The 22,810-nt window shown below is 59.0% G+C and carries 19 protein-coding genes and 1 tRNA gene; 9 read left to right on the plus strand and 11 right to left on the minus strand.

Annotated features, from left to right (window positions below; genetic code table 11):
* Positions 1 to 549 precede the first annotated feature (549 nt).
* Positions 550 to 635, minus strand: a tRNA-Leu gene (locus MHJ63_RS07720).
* A gap of 251 nt (positions 636 to 886) precedes the next feature.
* Between MHJ63_RS07720 and MHJ63_RS07725 the strand changes: the two genes are divergently transcribed.
* Entirely contained in the window at positions 887 to 2,083 is a 1,197-nt protein-coding gene (locus MHJ63_RS07725) for a glycosyltransferase (RefSeq protein WP_239446869.1), read from the plus strand.
* Here MHJ63_RS07725 and MHJ63_RS07730 read toward each other — a convergent pair.
* The 3 genes from MHJ63_RS07730 to MHJ63_RS07740 are packed head-to-tail and all read right to left on the minus strand — an operon-like array spanning position 2,052 to position 5,723.
* A complete protein-coding gene (locus MHJ63_RS07730; RefSeq protein ID WP_239446871.1) occupies positions 2,052 to 2,987 on the minus strand; it encodes a MaoC/PaaZ C-terminal domain-containing protein in 936 nt (311 codons plus the stop codon). The genes MHJ63_RS07725 and MHJ63_RS07730 overlap by 32 nt on opposite strands.
* Positions 2,988 to 2,989: 2 nt before the next feature.
* Complete coding sequence (locus MHJ63_RS07735; RefSeq protein WP_239446872.1) at positions 2,990 to 4,351, minus strand: 3-oxoacyl-ACP reductase; 1,362 nt, start codon at positions 4,349 to 4,351, stop codon at positions 2,990 to 2,992.
* A gap of 1 nt (position 4,352) precedes the next feature.
* A complete protein-coding gene (locus MHJ63_RS07740) occupies positions 4,353 to 5,723 on the minus strand; it encodes an acetyl-CoA C-acetyltransferase (RefSeq protein ID WP_338110387.1) in 1,371 nt (456 codons plus the stop codon).
* A gap of 148 nt (positions 5,724 to 5,871) precedes the next feature.
* Between MHJ63_RS07740 and MHJ63_RS07745 the strand changes: the two genes are divergently transcribed.
* From MHJ63_RS07745 to pepN, 3 genes are all read left to right on the plus strand, one after another.
* The gene (locus tag MHJ63_RS07745; RefSeq protein ID WP_239446874.1) at positions 5,872 to 6,636 is read left to right on the plus strand and encodes a TetR/AcrR family transcriptional regulator; all 765 of its coding nucleotides are present in this window, start codon (positions 5,872 to 5,874) and stop codon (positions 6,634 to 6,636) included.
* A gap of 2 nt (positions 6,637 to 6,638) precedes the next feature.
* On the plus strand, positions 6,639 to 8,681 hold the full coding sequence (locus MHJ63_RS07750) for an acyl-CoA dehydrogenase family protein (RefSeq protein ID WP_239446883.1): 2,043 nt from the start codon (positions 6,639 to 6,641) through the stop codon (positions 8,679 to 8,681).
* Between the two features lie 123 nt (positions 8,682 to 8,804).
* Positions 8,805 to 11,471 carry an aminopeptidase N gene (gene pepN, locus MHJ63_RS07755; protein ID WP_035755670.1) on the plus strand — a complete coding sequence of 889 codons (2,667 nt, stop codon included), beginning with the start codon at positions 8,805 to 8,807 and terminating at the stop codon, positions 11,469 to 11,471.
* 109 nt (positions 11,472 to 11,580) lie between these two features.
* Here pepN and MHJ63_RS07760 read toward each other — a convergent pair whose 3' ends face one another.
* The 5 genes from MHJ63_RS07760 to MHJ63_RS07780 all read right to left on the minus strand — a co-directional run bounded on the left by MHJ63_RS07760 (position 11,581) and on the right by MHJ63_RS07780 (position 15,792).
* The gene (locus MHJ63_RS07760) at positions 11,581 to 12,384 is read right to left on the minus strand and encodes a hypothetical protein (protein ID WP_035755668.1); all 804 of its coding nucleotides are present in this window, start codon (positions 12,382 to 12,384) and stop codon (positions 11,581 to 11,583) included.
* A gap of 203 nt (positions 12,385 to 12,587) precedes the next feature.
* The gene (locus tag MHJ63_RS07765; RefSeq protein WP_052048376.1) at positions 12,588 to 13,682 is read right to left on the minus strand and encodes a lipoate-protein ligase LplAB; all 1,095 of its coding nucleotides are present in this window, start codon (positions 13,680 to 13,682) and stop codon (positions 12,588 to 12,590) included.
* A 108-nt stretch (positions 13,683 to 13,790) separates the two neighbouring features.
* Positions 13,791 to 14,048 (minus strand): type B 50S ribosomal protein L31, encoded by a 258-nt coding sequence (locus MHJ63_RS07770; RefSeq protein ID WP_035755666.1) that lies wholly within the window; start codon positions 14,046 to 14,048, stop codon positions 13,791 to 13,793.
* Positions 14,049 to 14,194: 146 nt separating this feature from the next.
* The gene (locus tag MHJ63_RS07775) at positions 14,195 to 14,992 is read right to left on the minus strand and encodes a sulfite exporter TauE/SafE family protein (protein ID WP_239446885.1); all 798 of its coding nucleotides are present in this window, start codon (positions 14,990 to 14,992) and stop codon (positions 14,195 to 14,197) included.
* 14 nt (positions 14,993 to 15,006) lie between these two features.
* Positions 15,007 to 15,792, minus strand: coding sequence for an ABC transporter ATP-binding protein (locus tag MHJ63_RS07780; RefSeq protein ID WP_070508120.1), 786 nt, complete (start codon positions 15,790 to 15,792; stop codon positions 15,007 to 15,009).
* An 81-nt stretch (positions 15,793 to 15,873) separates the two neighbouring features.
* Between MHJ63_RS07780 and serB the strand changes: the two genes are divergently transcribed.
* A complete protein-coding gene (serB, locus tag MHJ63_RS07785; RefSeq protein ID WP_052048375.1) occupies positions 15,874 to 16,848 on the plus strand; it encodes a phosphoserine phosphatase SerB in 975 nt (324 codons plus the stop codon).
* Between the two features lie 157 nt (positions 16,849 to 17,005).
* Positions 17,006 to 19,171, plus strand: a complete 2,166-nt coding sequence (locus tag MHJ63_RS07790) for a VanW family protein (protein ID WP_239446895.1) — start codon at positions 17,006 to 17,008, stop codon at positions 19,169 to 19,171.
* Between the two features lie 149 nt (positions 19,172 to 19,320).
* Here MHJ63_RS07790 and MHJ63_RS07795 read toward each other — a convergent pair whose 3' ends face one another.
* Together MHJ63_RS07795 and MHJ63_RS07800 are read right to left on the minus strand one after the other, a co-directional pair.
* Entirely contained in the window at positions 19,321 to 20,079 is a 759-nt protein-coding gene (locus tag MHJ63_RS07795; RefSeq protein ID WP_035755657.1) for an SDR family oxidoreductase, read from the minus strand.
* A 106-nt stretch (positions 20,080 to 20,185) separates the two neighbouring features.
* Complete coding sequence (locus MHJ63_RS07800; protein WP_052048374.1) at positions 20,186 to 20,932, minus strand: beta-ketoacyl-ACP reductase; 747 nt, start codon at positions 20,930 to 20,932, stop codon at positions 20,186 to 20,188.
* 170 nt (positions 20,933 to 21,102) lie between these two features.
* Between MHJ63_RS07800 and MHJ63_RS07805 the strand changes: the two genes are divergently transcribed.
* From MHJ63_RS07805 to MHJ63_RS07815, 3 genes are read left to right on the plus strand one after another with little or no spacing between them, the layout of a single operon-like run.
* Positions 21,103 to 21,513, plus strand: a complete 411-nt coding sequence (locus MHJ63_RS07805; RefSeq protein ID WP_035755655.1) for a DUF3099 domain-containing protein — start codon at positions 21,103 to 21,105, stop codon at positions 21,511 to 21,513.
* A 2-nt stretch (positions 21,514 to 21,515) separates the two neighbouring features.
* Positions 21,516 to 21,827 carry a hypothetical protein gene (locus tag MHJ63_RS07810; RefSeq protein ID WP_070508117.1) on the plus strand — a complete coding sequence of 104 codons (312 nt, stop codon included), beginning with the start codon at positions 21,516 to 21,518 and terminating at the stop codon, positions 21,825 to 21,827.
* Positions 21,828 to 22,787, plus strand: coding sequence for an SURF1 family cytochrome oxidase biogenesis protein (locus tag MHJ63_RS07815; protein WP_239446897.1), 960 nt, complete (start codon positions 21,828 to 21,830; stop codon positions 22,785 to 22,787).
* Positions 22,788 to 22,810 lie beyond the last annotated feature (23 nt).

Raw genomic sequence — 22,810 nt, forward strand, 5'->3', positions numbered from 1 at the left:
CAACGGAGCAACAGCCGCCACCAACTGACGAACCAAACCACCCAAATCATCATTCGACCCAGACGTCTTCTGATTCAACGTAGCCAACGTCTGCGAACCCATATCAAACTTCATAAAACTATTCCCTTCAAAAACCAATACAACCAACACATCAACCCAAACCCCACACCCACAAAACAAGGCGCGAAACCCGAGCCAACGCACGCCATCCTAACCCGCACCACCACCAGAAAACACCCCAAAAACCCAAAAACTCTAGAAATTTGAAATAAAGTTAAACGCAGTGTAATGGGTTCATTTCGTGCCGCAACTGGGATGGGAACTTATCTGGCGCAGCCACATCCTTCACCCGTTTGTCACGACATCCCCCGCGTGGAGACAAAGGTCTAACTGGTGCGGAGACGTAGCCCACGTTGAGGCGGGGCGGGGCAGAAGCTACCTGTCATAGCGGCCGCAAACAATAGATACAGATGAGGCGACACATCAACGCCCCGGAGCATAAAAAATGTCGGGACATCGTGTGAACGATGTCCCGACACATAACAAACGTGCGCGGAGGGGGACTTGAACCCCCACCCTCTTATGCGAGGACTAGCACCTCAAGCTAGCGCGTCTACCTATTCCGCCACCCGCGCGAGCGGCTTTGGCCAGTCCCTTGTGTTGTACTGACCGAAGACAACAGGAAAGACTCTACACAGTGATTTCGAGAATGCCAAAACGAGGGGACCTCTATGTGTCACGTGGATGACCTGCCAGCTACCCCACATGAACTGCTGGCTCTAGAATGAAAGCCGTTCCATGGGCTTATTTGCTGGCTTTAAGCGAGCTAGATTCCGCTCGTGTCCCTGTTTGGTTTGTTCCCGTATTCCGCCTGGAGTGTGACTAAATGCACGTTGCTGTGATCAGTATGCACACCTCGCCGCGTGCAACAGCGGGTGGAGGGGACGCCGGTGGTCTCAATGTTTTCGTCGATCAGACGTCGCGTGCCCTCGCGGCCGCCGGCGTGAGCGTCGATGTTTTCACACGAGGTAAGCCGGGAAGCATCGAAGTGACCCCTGGCTACCGTGTCCACACCCTACCGGCTGGGCCAGCCGGCGCATCGAAAGAAGACCTACCCCAATACACGGATGAGTTCGCGCAACAGTTATCTCAGCATCCAGCTTTTATTGCCGCAGATGTGGTTCACGCCCACTATTGGCTCTCAGCCGACGCCGCCCTCAAAGCCGCTCACGGCAAGCCGGTTATCGTAACCTTTCACACCACCGCCGCGCGGAAGCGGCATCACGGCCACATCCGGAATACTGTGGAAACCTTTCGTGAGCAGACGGAACAGCGCATCGCCGCCGAAGCGTACGGGCTCACAGCTAATACCGTGACAGACCGGGCGGAGCTCAGTGACGACCTACGGGTCCAGCTTGAGAAGATCACGATCGTCCGTCCCGGGATCGACCGCAGCGTGTTCCACCCAGAAGGACCTACGGCTTCCTGGCCAGTAGAGCCCGGAGCACACCGGAGCGGGCTCAAGATGTTGTTCGCTGGCAGGTTCCAGGACTATAAGGGCCCGGATGTCGCGCTAGATACCCTGGCTGCGCTGAAAGATGCGGGGTGTGAAGCGAGCCTGGTCATGATCGGGGATCAGTCTGGGCCTGGTTCGATGGACCTAGCGGCACGGGCACGCGCGAGAGGCGTCGAGGATCGGGTTGCGTTCAAACCCCCGATGCCCCAGGATCTTCTCGCGTTAATGTACAGGGCCGCTGATGTTGTTGTGGTGCCGTCTCGCCACGAGACGTTCGGTCTTGTAGCTGCCGAGGCACTGGCTTCCGGTACCCCTGTTGTAGGGCATGCCGCGGGTGGCTTACTTGATTTGATTGACGACGGCGTTGACGGCTTGCTGATTCACTCACGTGATCCACATGAGTGGGCACGCACGTTGGCGCCTTGGGCGAAGGGCGGTGTCCCCCACGAGGTAGCGCTCGCGGCCGCAGATCACGGCCGGCACTTCTCGTGGGAGTCCACCGCCTCAACGCTTCTGGGTCTCTACCGTCAGGCGGCTACACACCCAAGGGGCGCACGTACCCTGTGAAGTGGATCCGCGGCTTCTTCCGGGTACTGAACCCGGTGAAGCCAACAAGCCCCTCAACTTCATCTCCCGCGTTTCCCTCACCAAAATCTGCGTTCTTCACCGCAGTCTGGTTGAAGCTGATGCGGGATGGGATCGGAACGGGCGCACCGAATTCGATGTGCCACTCATAGCCGCCGCAAGCAGTTGCATCAGCCGGTTCAACGGCAGCCAGCGCGTGCGCTGCGAGGTCCGCGCCGTGAACGATCGCGGTTTTCATACCCAACAGTTTCGCGCTCACGTTGGAGAGGTGGATCGGGTTGTAATCCCCCAGGATCCCGGCCCACCTACGGCCCTCCCCCGGAGCAAAGCTCCATTGAGCGTTCATCGGTGGAAGGTCAGGCGCTTCCCGCTCAGGCCGTTCGGGCTTCTGCACGCCCTCGAGGGTGACCCCCTTAGCGAGGAACACACCCGTCCCCGTCCAGACCACGTCGCCGCCGTCATCGAGCACACGCGTTTCGATTTCGCACGCCACACCGGCGTGATGCGCATCGAGTGAAAGCGGCCGGACCTCGAAAGTGAGCTTCTCCCCTGGCACGATGGTGCGGTGATGCTCAACCGTGTTGGTCAAGTGGATCATCCCGAGCATCGGCAACGGGAACTCCGGCTGCCGCATGAGCTCGATCAGCAACGGAAACGCTGTACCGAACACCACGATGCTCGGCACGGAATCCCTAGTGGGCGCCCCAACGTGACGGTTGACAGCGTTGACGGTTTCCCGGGATATCGTGACCCCACGCACGCCGAGCCCATCACTCGGGAGGCTACCTGCAGCGACCTTCTTTGGCCGCTTCTTAAGCGCCTCGGTACCCGCTTGCGCATAGATCTTCCCCAGGCTTGGTAGCGCGTCGAGATAACGGATGGACATACTCACGCTCCGATCAGGCTCTGGCCACATACACGCAAGGTTTGGCCGTTGACACCACCCGCGCCGTCGGATGCGAGGAAGCTGATCGCTTCGGCAACATCCACGGGCAAGCCTCCCTGTTGAAGGCTTGGCATCACGAGCCGGCCCACCACACGCGGGCCGAGTGGGATCTTGGCTGTCATGTCAGTTTCGATGAAGCCCGGAGCGACCGCGTTGATCGAGCCACCGTGGGCCGCGAACCTCTCGGCTTCAGCCGCAACCATCGCGATCACGCCAGCTTTCGATGCTGCATAGTTAGTTTGGCCTCGGTTACCGGCAATACCGGAGGTTGAGGCGAGTGTCACTACACGCAGGCCATCGAGCCCCGCCTCCTGGAACTGCTTGTTCATGCGCAACTGGGATTCCAGGTTCACTGCCATGACGCTGTTCCAACGTGACTCATCCATGTTGGCCAGCAACTTATCGCGCGTGATGCCCGCGTTATGGATCACGATGTCGAGGCCGCCGTGTAGCTGGCGTGCATGCTCGATAATGCGCTCGCCAGCGTCTACAGCCGTGACGTCGAGCTGGAGCGCGATTCCCTTGATCTCGTTGGCCACTGTGGTGAGCGATTCGGATGCCCCTGGCATGTCGATCGCGATGACGCGTGCGCCGTCGCGAGCCAAAACCTTAGCGATCGCGGCGCCGATGCCACGGGCCGCACCGGTGACGGCTGCGACTTTACCTTCTAGTCGTTTCTCCGGGTTCTCTGGCAGTGTTCCATCGGCACTGCTGACTTCGATGAATTGGCCGTCAACGTAAGCCGAGCGACCCGAAAGTAAGAAACGCAGCGCCGCCTGGACGCTCGTTGCATCCACATCGACGGAATTATCTAACACGATGCCGTTGCCGGTCGATCCCCAACGGAGCTCGCGAGCGAGCGAACGCATCATGCCGGTTACGGCACCGCGGGCGCTAGCTTGGGCTGTGGATGTGGCTTGATCCGCTCGGCGCATGAGGGCCACAACACGGCCGGTGCGTGCGAGCTTCTTGACCAGCGGGGACGCGGTCATCGCTATACTGCTGAGCTCTTCTGGGGTATTGATTTCTTCGGTGCACAGGATGATGGCGCCGATCTCACCGCGCACAGAATCAGGGTGGGTTGTGGCGTTGACGCCCCACGTTCCGAGCAGATCGGCGATCCGTTGGACGCTTTTGCTCCGGGTTTCCAGTTGTGTTTCCACCCCGAGCACGACCGCCGTGCCAGGCACGAGCGGCGCACCTTCCTCAAAGCGGCGCAGCGTGGTTGGCCGGGGTAGCCCGAGCTTCTTGCTCAGGAATTTACCGAACCCTGCTTGGGTGAATTTCATGTACTGATCAGCCATATTAGAAAGCCTCCACGATAGCTACAGCGCCCTGGCCGCCTGCCGCGCACACGGATACGAGCGCGCGTGCCTTGCTGCCCTTGGCGTGAACCATCTTGGCGGCCGAGGCGATGATGCGCCCGCCGGTTGCAGCGAACGGGTGGCCGGCCGCCAGGGAGGATCCGTTGACGTTGAGCTTGGAACGGTCGATCGAACCGAGCGGGGCCTTCAAGCCGAGCTTGGTGGTGCAGAACTCTTCGTCTTCCCATGCCTTCAGGGTCGAGAGCACGGTACCGGCGAAGGCCTCATGAATCTCGTAGAAATCGAAGTCCTGAAGCGTGAGGCCGTTACGCTCGAGCATGCGCGGGACTGCGTAGGCAGGTGCCATGAGGAGGCCCTCTTCACCGCCAACGAAATCCACGGCACCGAGTTCGTAGTCAACGAGCTTGGCCAGCTTCGGAAGGCCCTTCTCATCAGCGTATTCAACCGAGCTCAACAGAACAGCTGATGCGCCGTCAGTCAGCGGGGTCGAGTTACCGGCGGTCATCGTTGGTTCCGATTTCAGGTTCTTGCCGTAGACGGTCTTGAGCTTCGCGAGCTTCTCAACCGTGGAATCCGGGCGCATGTTGTTATCGCGAGTGAGCCCCTGGAATCCGGTGATGAGGTCGTCGAAGAAGTTCTCATCGTAGGCTTTCGCGAGGTTGCGGTGGCTTGCAGCGGCAAGCTCGTCCTGGGCTTCGCGAGTAATTCCCCAGCGTTCGTTGGTGATCGCCTGGTGCTCACCCATCGACAAGCCGGTGCGCGGCTCGGCAGTGCCCGGTGCAACTGGCTTGAGGTGGGATGGACGGATCGATGCGATCGCCGCGAGCTTCTGCTTGACGGTCTTCGCTGTCGTGAGGCGCACCAGGATCTTACGTAGCCCGTCCGTGACAACGACCGGAGCGTCGGAAATGCTGTCCACCCCGCCTGCCACGCCGACGTCGATGCGGCCGTGAGCGATCTTGTCTGCTACGGAGCCGACGGCTTCAACGCCGGTCGCGCACGCCATCTGCACATCGTGGGCCGGCGTTGCCGGGTCAAGATGGGAGCCCAGAACGACCTCGCGGGTCAAGTTGAAGTCCTTTGGGTGCTTCAGTACGGCACCAGCGGCCACGGCGCCAAGCCGTTCCCCTTGCAAACCAAAGCGGGCCACAAGGCCATCGAGGGCGGCGAGCATCATGTCTTTCTCAGACACATCGGCGTATGCGGTATAAGCGCGTGCGAACGGAATGCGGTTACCGCCAACAATCGCAACCTCACGAGGCGCAGATACACCTGGATTCTGCGGCTTGGGCTCAGCTTTACTTGCTGCTTCTGCCTTGTTTGCTGGGGAGTTTTCTGGGGACTTGTTCACGGACTTGTGTCCTCTCTAGTGGAGTCTCTATTCGAGCTTGAAGCTAACAGTGCCTCATGTGATTCAACCAATACTCAGCGTACCTGATACTATCGGTATCGTGAAATACATCACACAGTATTCAATGCGTTACAAGCGAGGCTGACCCATGCACAGCGATCAAGCCGAAGGCTCACTCGCCACACATGATGATGAACACCGCACAGGTGATGAACACCAAACTGAGGAGCGCGAAGGCGACGGACGCGCAACACGTTGGGAAGACCACCGCAGGCAACGGCGCGAAGAACTCCTCATAGCCGCCCGCCGAGCCATCCACCACGGCGGCCCACAGCTATCGATGGACGAGATCGCAGCAGCCGCGCAAACATCCAAGTCCGTCTACTACCGATACTTCGGCGACAAAGACGGTCTACGTGCTGCGATTTCCCAAAAAATCATCACGCGTGTGAGGGCACACGTGATCGACGCTGGCCGCCGAGCCACCACACCCGAAGGCGGACTCACAGCGATGATCCGCGAATACCTCGACCAAGCACAAAGCTCCCCCGCGCTCTATGCGTTCGTGATGCACCCCGAAAACGCTGCCGGCGTCATGCCGACCAGCAGCTCAATCGAGACCGATGTAGCGGCCAAGGCCCGCAACGACATCACATCGCTCATGACGTCCGGGCTACGCCAAATCACCCCGCATCACAGCAGCGAGCTCTTTGACACCCTCTGGGCTGAATCCGCGCTCGGATTCATCCTCTCCGCAGTTGACCACTGGCTGACCCACCAAAACGAAAACAGCACCCCAGCTGCACAACTAGCTCAGGCAATCAGTACGTGGCTCACCCACGGAGTCCTCTCCCCCATCGACATGGACAACCAAACCGAAACACCCGCCGCAGCACTAGGAAAGGCACACTGACCATGAGTAGCACCAGCATCAACGTAGACCGCTTGAATCAGTACCTCTTGGGCAGCTTTGCCGAAGCACGCACTGAAGCACGCGAACGCGTCAAAGACACACGTCTGCACAAGATCGAGGGTCAGGTCCTAGCTGACCAGCGCCAGCACGTTTTCAACAACCTCAAGATCCTGGTTGAACAAGACGCGATCTCCCGCGCGTTCCCAACCGAGCTCGGCGGCCGTGACGACCACGGCGGCAACATCTCTGCTTTCGAGGAGCTCGTCATCGCTGACCCTTCGATGCAGATCAAAGCCGGCGTTCAGTGGGGCCTGTTCGGCTCAGCCGTGCTGCACCTTGGGACCGAGGAACACCATCGTAAGTGGATCCCACAGATCATCAGCCTTGAGCTCCCCGGTGCGTTCGCGATGACCGAGGCTGGCCACGGCTCAGACGTTGCAAGCATCGGCACCACCGCAACCTATGACGAAGATGCCGAAGAGTTCGTGATCCACACCCCGTTCCGGGCGGCTTGGAAGGACTACCTCGGTAACGCAGCTCTGCACGGCCGTGCAGCCACCGTCTTCGCTCAGCTAATCACCAAGGGTGTCAACCACGGTGTGCACTGTTTCATGGTTCCGATCCGCGATGAGGACGGCAACCTGCTTCCAGGCGTTGGCGCGGAAGACGATGGCGTCAAGGGTGGCCTCAACGGCATCGACAACGGCATGCTGCACTTCACGAACGTGCGCATTCCACGCACCAACCTGCTGAACCGTTACGGCGACGTCGCAGCTGACGGCACGTATTCTTCAAGCATCGATTCCCCGGGGCGCCGCTTCTTCACGATGATCTCAACCCTGGTTCAGGGGCGTGTGTCCCTCGATGGTGCTTCGATTGCGGCGTCCAAGGTCGGCTTGGGTATTGCGGTGACGTACGCGAATCAGCGCCGCCAGTTCGCTGCTGCCGGCAACCGCGAGCAGCTGCTGCTGGATTATGGCCGCCATCAGCGCCGCTTGATCCCTCTTCTGGCCAAGGCTTATGCCGGAACGTTCGCCCACGATGAGCTGCTGCTCAAGTTCGATGCCGTGTTCTCTGGCCGCGAAGACAACGACGAAGCCCGTCAGGACCTCGAAACGTTGGCTGCGGCGTTGAAACCGGTCAGCACATGGGATGCGATGGATGCACTGCAAGAATGCCGCGAAGCATGCGGTGGCGCCGGGTTCATGGCCGAGAACCGATTGACCTCCCTGCGCGCAGACCTGGATATTTACACGACATTCGAAGGCGATAACAACGTTCTGCTTCAGTTGGTGGGCAAGCGCCTACTGACCGAATTCGCCGGCCAGCTCAAGGGTATGGAGCCGCTCGGGCTTGCAACCTTTGCAGCAAAGTCTCTCGCGGAGAACTTCTATTCACACTCCGGTCTGCGCAACGTTGTTCAGGACGCCCTGGACACCGGCTCGGAACGCCGCACAGCTAAGAACCTCAAGGATCCGCAGGTTCAGCACGCGTTGCTCTCAGCACGCGTTCGCATGGCTGTCGAAGAGATCGCGAAAGCGCTCAACGCGGTACGCAAAGCCTCCCCTGGCGATCAAGCCGATGTTTTCAACCAGCACCAGAACAGCCTCGTGCTTGCCTCCAAGGCTCACGCCCGCCTGCTTCAATGGGAGGCGTTCACTCGCGCGATCGAGGCGTTCGAAGAAAAGCACGGCGATTCGTGGGACGGCACCGCGCAGGTTCTGACGTGGGTACGCGATGTTTTCGCGCTCACCGTGATCGAGGAGGAGCTCGGCTGGTACATGATGCACGGCCTCATTTCTCCTCACCGCGGCCGCACTTTGACCGAGTACCTGGATCGTCTGATCACCCGTCTGCGCCCGCACGCTCAGGATCTGGTTGATGCGTTCGGTTACACACAAGAGCACTACCGCGCACCGATCTCTTCTGGCCGCGAGCAGGAACGTCAGGACGAAGCGCACGCCTACTACGAGAAGCTGCGCAAGGACCCGGACGCCCCGGTGTCAGAGAAAACGCTGCGCGCTAAAGAAAAAGCCGCCAAGTAAGACCACGCTGAGCCGAGCCAACTCAGCCAACTAACGCCGCGTATGGCCTGCGCCGATGGGTGCAGGCCATACGCGGTTATAGCTGGTTAAAGGTCTGCACGCCAATAATGTTTGAATATTCACATGAGTAATCTGCGTTCTTCCAACGAAAATCTCTCCCGCAACGACGCGCAGCAACGTTCGCGCACCGTGCAAGCCCACACGTACCAGTTGCATCTTGACTTCATGAGTGCGGTGAGTGAGAACCCCACACACTTTGGGCTCACAACCACCTTGCAGTTCACAGCAGTTGCCGGTTCCGAAACGTTCCTGGACTACGTCGACGGGATCGTTGAGCAGATTACCCTCAACGGCCGCGAGGTTCCGGTCAATGATGCTGTCGATGGGGCACGCATCTACCTGCGCGACCTTGAAGCCGAGAACACGGTGACGATCCGTTCGAAATCCGCCTACTCACGCTCGGGTGAAGGCGTCCACTACTTCAAAGACCCAACCGATGGCCAGGTCTACCTGTACTCCCAGAATGAGCCAGCAGACTGCCGCCGCATCTATCCGTGCTTTGACCAGCCGGATCAGAAGGCCCGCTTCAGCGTATCCATCACCGCGCCAAGCGACTGGCATGCGGATGCTAACGGTGCGCTCGAGGCAACCGAGGATCACGGCGACGGTAGCGCGACCCGCTCCTTCACCACAACCGAGCCGATGTCGACCTACATCACCACATTCCTCGCTGGACCGTACGCAACGTGGCAGGACCACTACAACGGGACCACCGCGTCGGGCGTTGAAGTCTCTGTTCCGTTGCAGTTGGCGTGCCGCGCGTCCATCGCTGAACACCTGGACCACGAGGAACTGTTCACGCTGACCAAGCAGGGGCTGGACTGGTTCCATACCCACTTCGACTACGCATACCCGTGGGGTGACTATCACCAGGTGTTCGTACCGGAATACAACCTCGGCGCGATGGAGAACCCGGGCCTGGTGACGTTCACGGAAGCCTATGTTTTCACCTCGGCACCGACGTTGGCGCAGCACGAGGGACGCGCGAACACGATCATGCACGAGATGTCACACATGTGGTTCGGTGACCTCGTGACGATGACGTGGTGGGATGATCTGTGGCTCAAGGAATCCTTCGCGGACTACATCGGAACGCTCGTGGTCGATGAAGCGACCGATTTCACGACCGCCTGGACGACGTTCGCCTCGCGCCGCAAGGGCTGGGCCTACACGCAGGACCAGTACCCGACGACCCACCCGATCATGGCCGACATCGTGGACCTTGAAGCCGCGGATCAGAACTTCGATGGCATCACGTACGCTAAGGGCGCCTCGGTCCTGAAGCAGCTGGCCGCGTATGTGGGTCAGGATGCGTTCCTGCAGGCATCGCGCACATACTTCCAGCGCCACGCGTGGGGCAACACGACCCTGGATGATTTCCTGGTGATCCTTTCCGAGGCATCCGGCCGCGACATGCAGGCGTGGGCTGAGGCGTGGCTCAACACGTCCGGGCCGTCGAGCCTGTGGGTTGAAACCGACACGGATGCCGATGGTGTTGTCACCTCCGCTGTGGTGAAGCAGCAGGGAACGGACCCGGTGACGGGCAAGGAGGTGGTGCGTCCGCAGGTGCTCAAGGTTGGCTTGTTCGAGGCTGGCGACGCCGCTGATGCTGATGCGGTTGAGCAGGCCGCTGAGCCTGCACGTCTGGTTGAGGCGTTCGAGGTTCGCCTTGAGGGTGAGTCCGCACCAGTTCCTGAGTTGGTGGGCCGCACCTTGGTTGCGGGCCGTAGCGCCGTGTTGCCGAACCAGGGTGACCTGACGTATGCGAAGGTCCGCCTGGAGGGCGCTTCGCTTGATGTCGCCTTGACGGTTGGTTTGGATTCCGAACTGGACCGTGCAACCGCGCTGGCTGCCGCATGGAACATGACCCGTGACGGCGACCTGCCTGCCGAGCGTTTCATCGATGGCGTGGTCGCGAACTCCGCGTTGATCGAGGACTCCGGCGTTTTGGCTACCGTACTGGGGCAGGCGGGTATCGCTGTTCGCGGCTACACGACCAAGGACCAGCGCGCCGAGATCGCACAGCGGTGGCTCACGTTCTTGCTGACTCAGGTTCTTGAAGAAGAGGTCGGCTCTGACCGCCGCCTCGTATTCACTCGTTCGCTGCTCTACACGGCTGCTCGGGTTGCTGAGCTTCCGGAGGGGCTACTCGATGTGGTTGAGTCCTGGCTTCAGGACAAAGAGACCCTGGGCGAAGAGCTGACGTGGGCCTCGCTGACAGTGATCGCCGCGCACGGCCGCGCTACCGCTGAAGACATCGAGGCTGAGCACCACCGCAAGCCAACTCAGGATGCTGCATGTGGTTTGCGTGAGGCGCTTGCCGCCCGCCCGGATGCTGAGGTCAAGAAGGAGATCCGCGCGAACGTGTACGTAGGCAAAGAATCCGACGGCACGGTTCTATCCAACGACTACCTGCAGGCCTGCACAGACGGTCTGGGCATCGACCCGGCCCGCAAGGATCAACCTGAACCGGCCGAGTACTGGGAGCGGATCGAGAGCGTGTGGGCTTCGATGTCGCAGGGCCAAGCGACCCGCGTTGTTGAGGGCCTCTTCCCTGGTTCGGTTGAATTGGCCGATGGCGACCTCAAGTCCAACCCTGAGATTCAGCGTGCACGTAGGTGGCTTGATGGATCCAAGGACGCGCCAGCTGCGCTGCGTCGCCTCGTACTCGAAGAGCTCGACGATGCTGAGCGCCGCCTAGCCGCGCAAGCAGCTAGCTCGAAGGCATAGAAAAACAGAGGCTTAGCACAGCCTCTCTCACATAAAAATAGTGGGCACGTCACCAAGAGCTTGGCGACGTGCCCACTATTTTACTGTTTCCTTCACTGGCCGAAAATGCTTACTGGGTTCCTGGCTGGGTTCCCGACTGGTCGATTAGCTCGGAGCAATCTCCATCAAGGAGGCTTTCAAGCTCCTGGTCCGCTTGGAGTGCCGCCTTGTCAGCGTTGGTCAGCGCGGTCTTGATCTCTTCGCCGTTAGCTGGCCAATAGCCGGCGCCTTCTGCCTGTTTGAGGTTGTTGAGCCCGGCCTGTGCTGCATCGCGGGCTTCACCGTTAATGTTTCGGGCCGACTGAATTAGCTTCACGACCCCCGAGAGATCAGTCAGCTTGTCGTTGTATGCATCGGTGGTTTCAGCTACCGCATCAGCGGCTTTCTTTTCCGCCTTCTTGGCTTCGTCACCTGAGATCTCTCCATTTTCTATCTTCTCAACGATCGCATCATAGGCCTGGATGGCCTCGTCACGGTCTGCTTGAGCCTTGGACACAGCCGCATTCAGGTCTTCGAGGCTTCCGTAATCCTCCTCCGCGATCTGCAGAGCCGAGGAGACCAACGTCTTGGCCTTTTCGCTCTTGTCATGAGAGAGCTCGATATTTTTCTTCAGGTCAGCCGAATAGTTGTTGGACTGGTAGTCCTCAGCGAGGAGTTTCTTCTCCGCTACGTTGAGATTGCCCAGCGTAGCTTCGATGTTCTGCTGGATAGTTAGAGTCTGCGTGTTTGCTTCTGCAAAGCACGATGCGGCATTCGCGCCTTTCTCTGGCGCTACGGTGCTAGCTGGGCTGGCAGTGGCAGTTCCGCCAAGTGCGAGCCCTCCGATGAGTAGTCCGGTTGCGGTTGCTGTTGCAATATTCCTTACGGTCTTCATGTGAACCTCCAACATGATGCGTTGTCGCCATTGCTGGTTGTTTCTAGACGTGCCGTGACGATTTTCGTCCACGGCTCCTTATCCGGTTCTCTTGCAACACAGGCACGGGATGTTTGATTCTCGCTCTGCGGGAGCTATAAGTGACCGGGCCTGATATTTCTAACGGTAAGCACATGTAAGGGCCCGTGTAAAGAGGCTGCCCTCTACGGCAAACGAGCCGTCCACTCTGGATCCTGGAACTTCTTCTCGGCAAGGTTCCGCGCCTCCGCCAGTGTTTTTTCATCCAAGTGGACGCGCCGAGCCCCATATTTTCGTTCGAAGGCACTCATCATGACCTCAAGAATGTCTTCACGGGCAGTGTTGCCAGTCTGACGTTTCAGCGGGTCAACTCGTTTCTTCGCCGAAGCAATCCCCTTATCGGAGATCTTCTCCCGCCCAATGCGTAAGACCTCCATCATTTTCTCAGCGTCGATGTCATAACTCATCGTCACGTGATGCAGTAAGCCACCGCCAGCCAACCGTTTCTGGGCAGCGCCGCCGATCTTCCCTTGCTCGGTAGCAATGTCATTCAAAGGAACGTAGCGCGCCTCGACCCCCAGCTCGCTCAACGCTTCCATGACCCACGCATCCAAAAACGGATACGAGTCAGCGAAACTCATGCCATCAACCAAGGTCGCCGGCACAGTCAGCGAATAGGTCACACAGTTACCCGACTCCATGAACATGGCTCCACCGCCACTGATGCGACGCACCACAGTGACACCATGCCGCTCGGCTGCTTCAACATCGACTTCATTCGAAAGCGACTGGAAAGAACCGATCACTACTGCCGGCTCATTCCATTCCCACAAACGCAACGTAGGTTTACGCTTGCCTGCAGCCACCTGACGGGTTAAAACCTCATCGAGTGCCGTGTTCCACGAGATCGGATACGCGACCGGCTCAAGAATTTCCCACTCGTGATCAGCCCACGTTGTTGAATGGCCCAGGGCCCGGCGGACCGCCGTCGCAACCGCGTGAGCATCGAAACCGAACATGACCGCGTCCTCGCGCAGTCCAGCCTCAACCGCTTTAACCAACTTCGAGTGGCTTACATCTGCCGCCAGACCAGTGAGCGCATGATTGATGTCAGCTAACGCCTCATCAGGTTCCAGGAAAAAGTCGCCGTTGATCATCGCTTGCTCGATGCGTCCGCCATCAACTACAAGGTCGGCAACCACAAGTTTTCCACCTGGAACCTTATATTCGCCGTGGTGAGTAAAGGCTGGCCCACGATTGCTGTTCACGATGTTACTCATGCTTCTACCCTAACGCTGGCAAGCTAAATGGGGCTGACACCCGTAGGTGTCAGCCCCATTGAATGCGCGCTGCACAGTGTGCGCGCCGCAATGCTTGCGATGCAGAACTTAGCGCTTGCCGCCGAAGCCCTTGAAGCGCTGGTTGAAGCGCTCCACACGACCAGCGGAGTCCATGATGCGCTGCTTACCCGTGTAGAACGGGTGCGATGCCGCAGAGATTTCAACGTCAACAACCGGGTAGGTGTTGCCGTCCTCCCACTCGATGGTCTTATCGGAAGTCATGGTCGAGCGAGTCAAGTACTTCTCGCCGGAAGCCAGGTCACGGAAAACCACGGCCTCGTACGTTGGGTGAATTTCAGCCTTCATATATCTGCACCTTTAAAGATCTAGTGCGCCTGGATTTTGCCAGTCGCGATGGTTTCGGTGGCGTTCAGGCACGCGCACGTGCGCGAACAGCTTTTCAAGTCTACATGCTCAGCTGGCAGATAGCACACTCAATCTGAGCACGCTGCCTATACGAAGAGTTTGATGAGCATCGTGACTACAGCCACCGAGCCGATCACCACAATGGTCCCGCGCAGGATCGTGGGGGACAGTTTGCGCCCCACTCGCCCACCGATCCAACCGCCTACGGTTGAGCCTGCCGCGACCATCAGAACCACGGGCCACGAAATCCTGTCCCAGGCAAACAAGAGATAGCTCAACGCAGCAACGATATTGACCGCCAAGGTCAGAACCACCTTGAGCGCATTGGATTGCTGCAAAGAGCCGAAAAGCATGACTCCGAAAATCGCGAACAGAATCACGCCCTGCGCCGCGGTGAAGAACCCCCCATAGATGCCCGTAAGGAATACGAGTACATACAGAAACGGTGACAACTGCTGATGATCAGGCGTACGCAACTGCGTTGAACCGGTACGGGCTTGAACTAGCGCAGAGAGCCGCGGCTGGAAGACAACCAAAAACAACGCGAACAGAATGAGGGCAGGTGCAACCCAATCGAACACGTCGTCAGGAACGTTCAAAAGTAACGCTGCACCGCACAACCCGCCCGCAACTGAGGCAGGCAGAAGCCGCAGAAACGTACGCGGAACAGTCTTCAGCTCTTCGCGGTAACCATAAGCGCCAGAAAACCCGCCGGCCACCAGCCCCATCGCGTTAGAAACCACCGCATTCACGGGGTTCATACCCATCGACACCAAAACAGGGAACGTCACCAACGTGCCCGAACCCACAACCGTGTTGATGGTTCCAGCCCATAAGCCAGATAGAAAGATCAGCCCTAGCTGCCAGAGTTCCCACTCACCCACAGGAGCCGGACCTTCTAGCGTGCAAACGCGCTATAGCGGCCCTGCTCGGTCCGGGTCAGCTTAACGTCCACGCCGAACGTCTTCTTCAGGTTCTCTTCGGTCAGCGTGTCTTCGATCGAGCCCTTCGCCGTAACCTCGCCGTCTTTGAGCATCAAAACATGCGTGAAACCAGGAGGGATCTCTTCAAGGTGATGCGTCACCAAGATCAGGGCAGGCGCGTACGGGCTATGCGCGAGCTCGGACATACGCGAGACCAGATCTTCACGCCCGCCCAGGTCCAAACCATTCGCTGGTTCATCCAGCAGCATCAGCTCAGGGTCAGTCATGAGGGCACGGGCAATGAGAACGCGTGCCTTTTCGCCGCCAGACAACGTGGCAAACCTGCGTGACATCAATGTCCCGGCACCCCAGTCCTGCAATAGCTGGAAGGCGCGGCGCTCATCGTCCTTATCGTATTTTTCACGCCAACGGCCCGTCATACCGTAAGCAGCAGAAACCACCAGATCCAGGGCCTGCTCGCGCTCCCGCACCATCGACGCAACCGAGCTCGATGCCAATCCGATCGATGGCCGCAGATCCGCAACGTTAACGCGCCCCAAACGCTCACCCAGAATGTCCACTGTGCCGGCGGAAGGGAACATCTGCGTTGCTGCGATTTTCATCAACGTCGTTTTACCTGCGCCGTTCGGACCCAACACAACCCACCGTTGGTCTTCGCTCACCTGCCAATTAACGTCTTTAAGCAGGTATTTCCGGCCGCGCCACAGGCTGACATCTTCCAGGTTCAAAACGGAGCTCATGCACACCACTTTAGGACACATCGGCGTCATTCTTATGCCACAGATAGACAACTAGTGCCCAAGATTCGAAACAATGCCATCATGAGCATTCCACTCTCAGCATCCCCCACCGTGATTGTCGTCGCGCCACAAGGCTTTCTCGCTTCCGCACGCAGGCAGGTTGCTGACCTTTTGGGGTCACTCATAGTCCAGGAGAAGCAGGCGCCGCGAACCGCACCTGATCTTGGCGCTGCTGCCTGGACGTTGGCCTCCAACAATGCGGTAACTGTTGCGCGCACACGCTTGCGGGACTGGGTCGTCACTGACGGCCCGGCACAGACTACCGACACCGAGGCCCCGGACAGGGAGACCGCGGACACCGAATGCGCATGGGCCGCGTGGACGAGCGAACAGATGGCCGCATGGAACGAGCCAGCCGGGGCGATCGTGACCGACGTCGATTCAACACTGATCGAACAAGAAGTGATCGAAATGCTCGCCGCCCACATCGGCCTTGAAGAACAGGTCGCCGCAGTCACCGAACGCGCCATGCGCGGCGAACTGGACTTTGAACAGAGCCTGCGCGAACGAGTCGCGGTACTCAAGGGGCTAGACGCCCAGACCATCGAGGACGTCTCAAAGAAAACTACGCCAACAGCGGGCGCACAACTCTTGATCGAAACCGCTCATGCACGCGGCTGGAAAACCTATGCGGTGTCCGGCGGGTTCCAACAAATCCTCGACCCGCTCGCCGCCAGACTCAACCTTGACGGAGCCATAGCTAACCACCTCGAAGTCAACGATGCCGAACTCACCGGCCGCGTGACAGGGCCGATTATCGACCGCCAGGCGAAAGCCAAGCATCGTGCACAATGGACATCGAACAACCAGTTGCCTTCGCTCGGGCTCGGAGACGGCGCGAATGACATCGACCTCCTCACAACCGCAACCGGCGGTCTCGGGCTGCAACCCAAGCCAGCCCTCAAAGCCGTCGCTGACGGCATCCTCTCGCTCCGCCGGCTTGACGCCGTAGTCGCGCTGCTTGGCTGGGACGTTGCCGTCGAGCAGCAACACTAAGACGCAGGCAACATCACGAGTACAGCACGAGAGGTACACCACAGCTGTTGACCGCAAGCCCGCTCAAGAAACCTTGTGAAAAGACTTAGAATATTGGGAGGCTTTCAACAGTATTCCAACAGGCGCATGCGCCCGTGTGCAGCACAGAAGGGTTTTCATGAACGCAAAGCTTGGATCCGACGAGACCCCCGAAGACGGGACGCCTCAAGAGCAGACTGCCGAAAACGAGGCGCCTCAAGAGGAGCCGACTCAGGAGGAATCGGCTGAGGACGAGGCGACTCAGGACGAGGCGACTCAGGATGAGACGCCGCAAGAGGATGCGTCTCAAGAGGTGACTCCCCAAGACGAGACCAATCGGGACGAGTCAGCTCAGGAAGAGACGGCTCACCAAGAGCAGGACCCCGCCGCGGCTTCCACCGCATCGGTCCCCGAGCCTTCCACTGAGCCTTCGACGGAGCCTTCCGATGAGTCCTCCGCCGCATCTTCCGTTTCGGACTCGGCCTCGGTCTCCACCACCGCTCCCGCCGCCACATCCACCGCCACTGCGTCCGCTTCCACTGCGTCCGCTTCTGCTGCGTCCGCCCCAGGTTCTGCATCGGCTTCCAACCCGCCATCTGAGAAGGCTGGCGGCCGCAAGCGCAAACGGCGCGGGTTCGTCGCAGGTTCCATCGTCGGTGGCGTTCTTTTACTCGCAGCTGGCGCCTACGCCGGAACCGCCTGGTTCACCTCAGATAAGCTCCCTGCCCACATCACGGTGAGTGGGGTCGATATCTCTGGCCTTTCCAGCCAGGAAGCCGCCGTGAAACTAGAGAAAGAGCTCGGCGGCAGGCTCACCAAAAAGCTGACGCTCACCGCTGGGTCCGCGACCGCGTCGGTGACCCCCGCTCAGGCCGGTGTCGGAATCGACGTTGAGGCGACACTTGCAGATCTGTCTGGGTGGACGTGGAACCCGAAGATCATTCTCGAACGTCTATCAGGAACCCAAGAGCTCGATGTCAAGCAGACCCTCGATGAACAAGCCCTCAAGTCCAGCGCAGAGAAGATCTCTGATGCACTCACCAATGACCCGGTCGAAGGAAAACTGAGCCTCACCGAAGGCGGCCCTGAGTTCACTCAACCGAAAGACGGCCACGACGTCAGCGAGCAGCTCGCCCGGAATAGCATCACCAAGAACGCGTTTGCCAAAGAACGCAAAATCGAGGTCGCATCTAACGTCATCGAACCCGACGTCACCACCGAAAAATGGAACGAATTCATCAAAACCACGGTGGACCCATACCTCTCTGGCCCAGTCACGGTGAAAGCCGGAGGCGAGCGGGCCGAACTGGGCGTGGCTACTCTCGCTCAGGCTACCGTCGTAGACGTCAAGGACTCCTCCCCCGAACTGAAAACGGACGATGAGGCGTTGAAATCCGCGGTAGAAAAAGCCAACCCTAAGCTCAACACCACGGCACAAGACGCAAGCCTCAAACTGGTCGGGACAGGCTCGAACGCGAAAGCGGAGATAGTACCGGGCAAAAGCGGTAAAGGACTAGATACTGAGGAGCTAGGCAAAAAGGTCCGCGAAGCCGCCGCATCCACGTCTGATCGCATCGCGGACGTGCCGTTCAAAGCCCAGGAACCATCCGTAACCACCGCGCAAGCGAAGAAGTGGAACGTTACCAAGGTCGCTGAGTTCGCAACACCGTACCCTTATGACCCAACCCGGACTAAGAACCTCGAAGCCGGTTCACGACGCATCAACGGTAGCGTCATCCTGCCCGGTGAGTCTTTCGATCTTGCCACCAAGTTCGGCCCAGTTACGGAAGCAAACGGCTATTACTCATCCGGTGTGGTGGTCAACAGCGTCTCGACCAAGGCAGTCGGCGGGGGCCTTTCGCAGATCGCGACGATGGCGTATAACGCCGGATACCTCGCAGGCATGGACATCCAGGAGTGGAGGCCACACAACCGTTGGTTCGACCGCTACCCAGCTGGACGTGAATCCACATATTGGGAAGGCTCGATCAACGTCAAGTGGAAGAACAACACCAAGGCTCCCGTCGTGGTCGCGATGTGGCTGGAGAACAACAAGGTTAACACCGCCGTGTTTGGCCATAAGACCTGGAAAGTGAAAACCACCACGAGCGACTTCTACGACTACACGTCTGGCCCAACGCTGACCTCGGACGATCCGAACTGTATCCCGGAATCCAGCGGCAAGAAGGGCTTCACCGTTAATGTCACGCGAACTCGCACCAACGTTGATACCGGCGAAGTTCTCAAGGACTCCCAGACCACACGTTATGAGGGCTGGCCTAACGTAACCTGCAGCAAGGACTAGGCTGTAGCACAAGATAGGCAACCGCAACGAGCTCAGCAAGCAGTCCTGCGGAACAGCGCGAAGGGGCGACCACTTTGGACAAGTGGTCGCCCCTTCACATGTGCTAGCCCCTACGTTGAGGCCTAAGGGCCTTCGTCAGCGGATATCCCTTAGAGGTTAAAACCTTTATCGAGGAAGCCTTTAGCGCCACCGACGTATTCGGTGTGCATGTGCTCGACGTCATCCATAGCCATCCGAGCAACCTCTTGAGCGAACTCAGCAACCGAGTACAAGCGGCCAGCTTCCTCGCGGCGCGCTTCGATCGCACCTGGCTCAACGCGGTCCAGAAGCGTTGCGGTGATGGTGCCTTCGATCATGTCACCCGAGACCACCACGAACGTGATATCGGCTTCAGCGAACTCGTGTTCACGCTCTCTCAACGCGGTCTCACCTGCGCGCTTCGACTTGGCAACCATCTCGTAGGCCGGAAGCGTTGGGTGGGTTTCGATGAAGTGGGCCTGATTGCTGGTCACGAACACTACGCGGCCGCCCGGGCGGATCGACGGGAACGCGGCATCGAGCATACCCACCTGAGCGTCACGGTTCAGGCGCATCGCGTAGTCTTCGCCACGGTCGGACTCCATACCGCCCGATGCGTTGAGCACGAGAATGTCGAGGTGGCCGAAGTTCTCTACAGCGGCTTTCACGAGCGCTTCACGATCCTCTGCGACCGTGAGGTCCGCCTTGACCGCTACCGCGCGGCCACCGGCTTCCTCGATGGCTTTGACAACCTTATTCGCCCGCGGCGCTTTATCGCGGTAATTCACCACGACAGCGGCACCTTCAGCCGCGAGAATCTTCGCGGTATCCGCACCGATTCCACGGCTGGAACCAGTAACGATCGCTACCTTGCCTTCAAGCTTGGACATGCAAACCTACTTTCAGTAAAACGTCTCAGTCAGTCAAAACGTCTGAGTCAATCGAAACGCCTCTGTCCTTAAGACGTCTCAGAGCAAAGAAAATCTAGGACGGGACTTAGTGACCCATCCCCAGCCCGCCATCGACGGGTACAACCGCGCCAGAGATATAGCCGGCGTCTTCCGATGCCAGCCACACTGCGACCTTGGCTACTTCTTCAGAGGAAGCGAAACGGCCCGCTGGGATCTGTTGCTTGTACTGCTTCTTCAGATCCTCGTCAAGAGCCTCAGTCATGTCTGTCTCGATGAAGCCGGGGGCGATCACGTTCGCGGTAATGCCGCGCGAACCCAGTTCACGAGTAACGGAACGCGCAATCCCGACGAGCCCGGCTTTCGATGCTGAATAGTTGACCTGGCCTGCCCCACCCAGCAAACCAACAACAGAGGATATGAGGATCACGCGGCCGAAACGAGCCTTGACCATACCTTTCGTGGCGCGCTGAACCACACGGAACGCACCCGTGAGATTCGTGTCCACAACATCGGTGAAGTCGGATTCGCTCATCCGCATCAAAAGAGTGTCGCGAGTAATACCTGCGTTGGCAACCACCACGGTGATCGGGCCGAGTTTCTGCTCAACCTCAGCCATCGCGGCATCAACGCTGCCGCTATCGGTCACATCGGCCTTGACAGAAAGAATCCCCTCAACCGGTGCAGGCTCAGACCGAGTTGTCACCGCCACCTGGTAACCGGCTTTGAGGAACTGCTCAGCGATCGCCAAACCAATCCCCCTGTTACCACCGGTCACTAATACAGTGCGTGCGGGTGTATCCGTGGTTTTCGTGGTCGCGGCACTCGCGCTCATGCATCTCCTTGAGCAGGTCAGCGCACACCCGTTCCCTGGGTGTGCAATAAGCCAATGTGATGTACGTGTTCAGTCTACCGAGTGCGGTGCGCAAGCTGGCAGGAAGCCAACACCCGTGATGCGTACCTAGGATGCCGGCATCGAACGAGTGGGAGTCCATAATAGATACGATGGCTAAAAAGGATGCGACCGTAGCTGCGGAATACTCGATCACCGACGCCCAAGAGGCGGCGTCGCTTGAGGCACGCCATCGTCACCGTATGTACGCGCTCAAGATGACTCTGCGCGTCATTTGCTTCCCGCTCGGCGGTATCATCGCCTACTACGGGAACCTATGGGTGGGCCTTGGTCTTCTACTGTTCGCTACCGTGATCCCCTGGTTCGCCGTCGTGAGCGCGAACGCGATCCAGCCTTCCGACACCGCTGACCCCACGTGGGCAGATCAACAGGCACCTACTGAGTTGCCGAGCACCTACGTCGAAGACCAAGAGGATAAGGCCTCCGAACAGGTCATCCAGGTTCATAGCGAGCAACACCAACGTTCACAAGCGGCTGGAAACAACGATGCGGGGCATGCCTGATTATGGATGTGCTCGGTTTTCTATCAGGTCAGCACAAAGACGATGATGCAGCGGCGCAGGAAGCCTCAAAACTCACGTGCTCCCGCAAAGGCTGTAAGGCGGAAGCGAGCTATGTTCTGGAGTGGAACAACCCGAAGGTCCACTCCCCTGACCGCCGCAAACAATGGCTTGCGTGCAATGAGCACCGCGAGTATCTCAGCGAATTCCTCAACGCTCGCCTATTCCTCAAAAACGTTGTCCCTGTAGCGACATTGCACACAGCGCAGCTGCACGCCTCGAATGAAGACTCAGCGACTCAGAGGGAGGAGCCCTAGGTGTATAAGTTTTTAGCTTCCACTCGCTGGATCGGCTGGCTTCTGATGGTCCTGTTCTTCGCAGCGATTTGCGCTGGGTTGAGCTGGTGGCAGTGGGACCGCCGGGCCGATGTCGCGCAAACGAACCGGCTCATCGAACAGAACTGGAACGCTACCCCGATCGAGCTAGCCCCTGATAGCCCGTGGCTTGAGTCCCTGCCAGAAGACAAGCAGTACACTCCGGTTAGGCTCGAGGGCCGCTACCTGAGCGATCAACAGCTCATGGTGCGTATGCGTTCTGGCAACGGTCGGGTCGGTATGGAGCAACTGGTTCCATTCGAAACCAATGACGGCGTGATCCTCGCTGTTGACCGCGGTTGGATGCCCAACGGCGACGGCCCTGACCAGCACCCCGACAACGTGCCCGCAACTCCCCAAGGTGAGGCGAGCATCGTGGTTCGTTTGGTGCGTGGTGAACCTAATATTGGCAGGGATGCCCCTGCCGGGCAGATCGCCTCAGTTGATCTGGTTGGGGCCGCCCAGCTGACGGGACTGGATATCGCCCCGGGCGCCTACGGTTGGCTTGCTTCGGAAGAGCCAAGCGTTGAAACTCCAGCACTACTGCAAGAGCCGTCCGAAGACGAAGGCATGCATTGGTCCTATGCCTTACAGTGGATGGCTTTCGGCCTCTTGTTCTTCATCGGTTTCGGATATGCGGCACGACAACAGGCCAAAATCAACGCTGAACGCAAGCAAGCCCAAGCCGCCGGTGCTACAGGGGTCGATGGCGAGGGCACGTCTGAGCCGATGTTCCAAGCCCGGCGGGTGGCTCAGAAGAAACAGCGCCGCCCACGCCGTGACGGTTCGGCACACGATGAAGACATCGAAGACGCCTACCTCGACGCGCAAGGTTATGAGGATGAAACTCCCCTAGCCGAACCGCAACGAGAAGACCACACGTGGATGTCGGATAAGACCTAGGCATCCGTTCAAGAGCCCGGCGT

This window comes from Pseudoglutamicibacter albus (assembly GCF_022346425.1).
Lineage (GTDB): Bacteria > Actinomycetota > Actinomycetes > Actinomycetales > Micrococcaceae > Pseudoglutamicibacter > Pseudoglutamicibacter albus.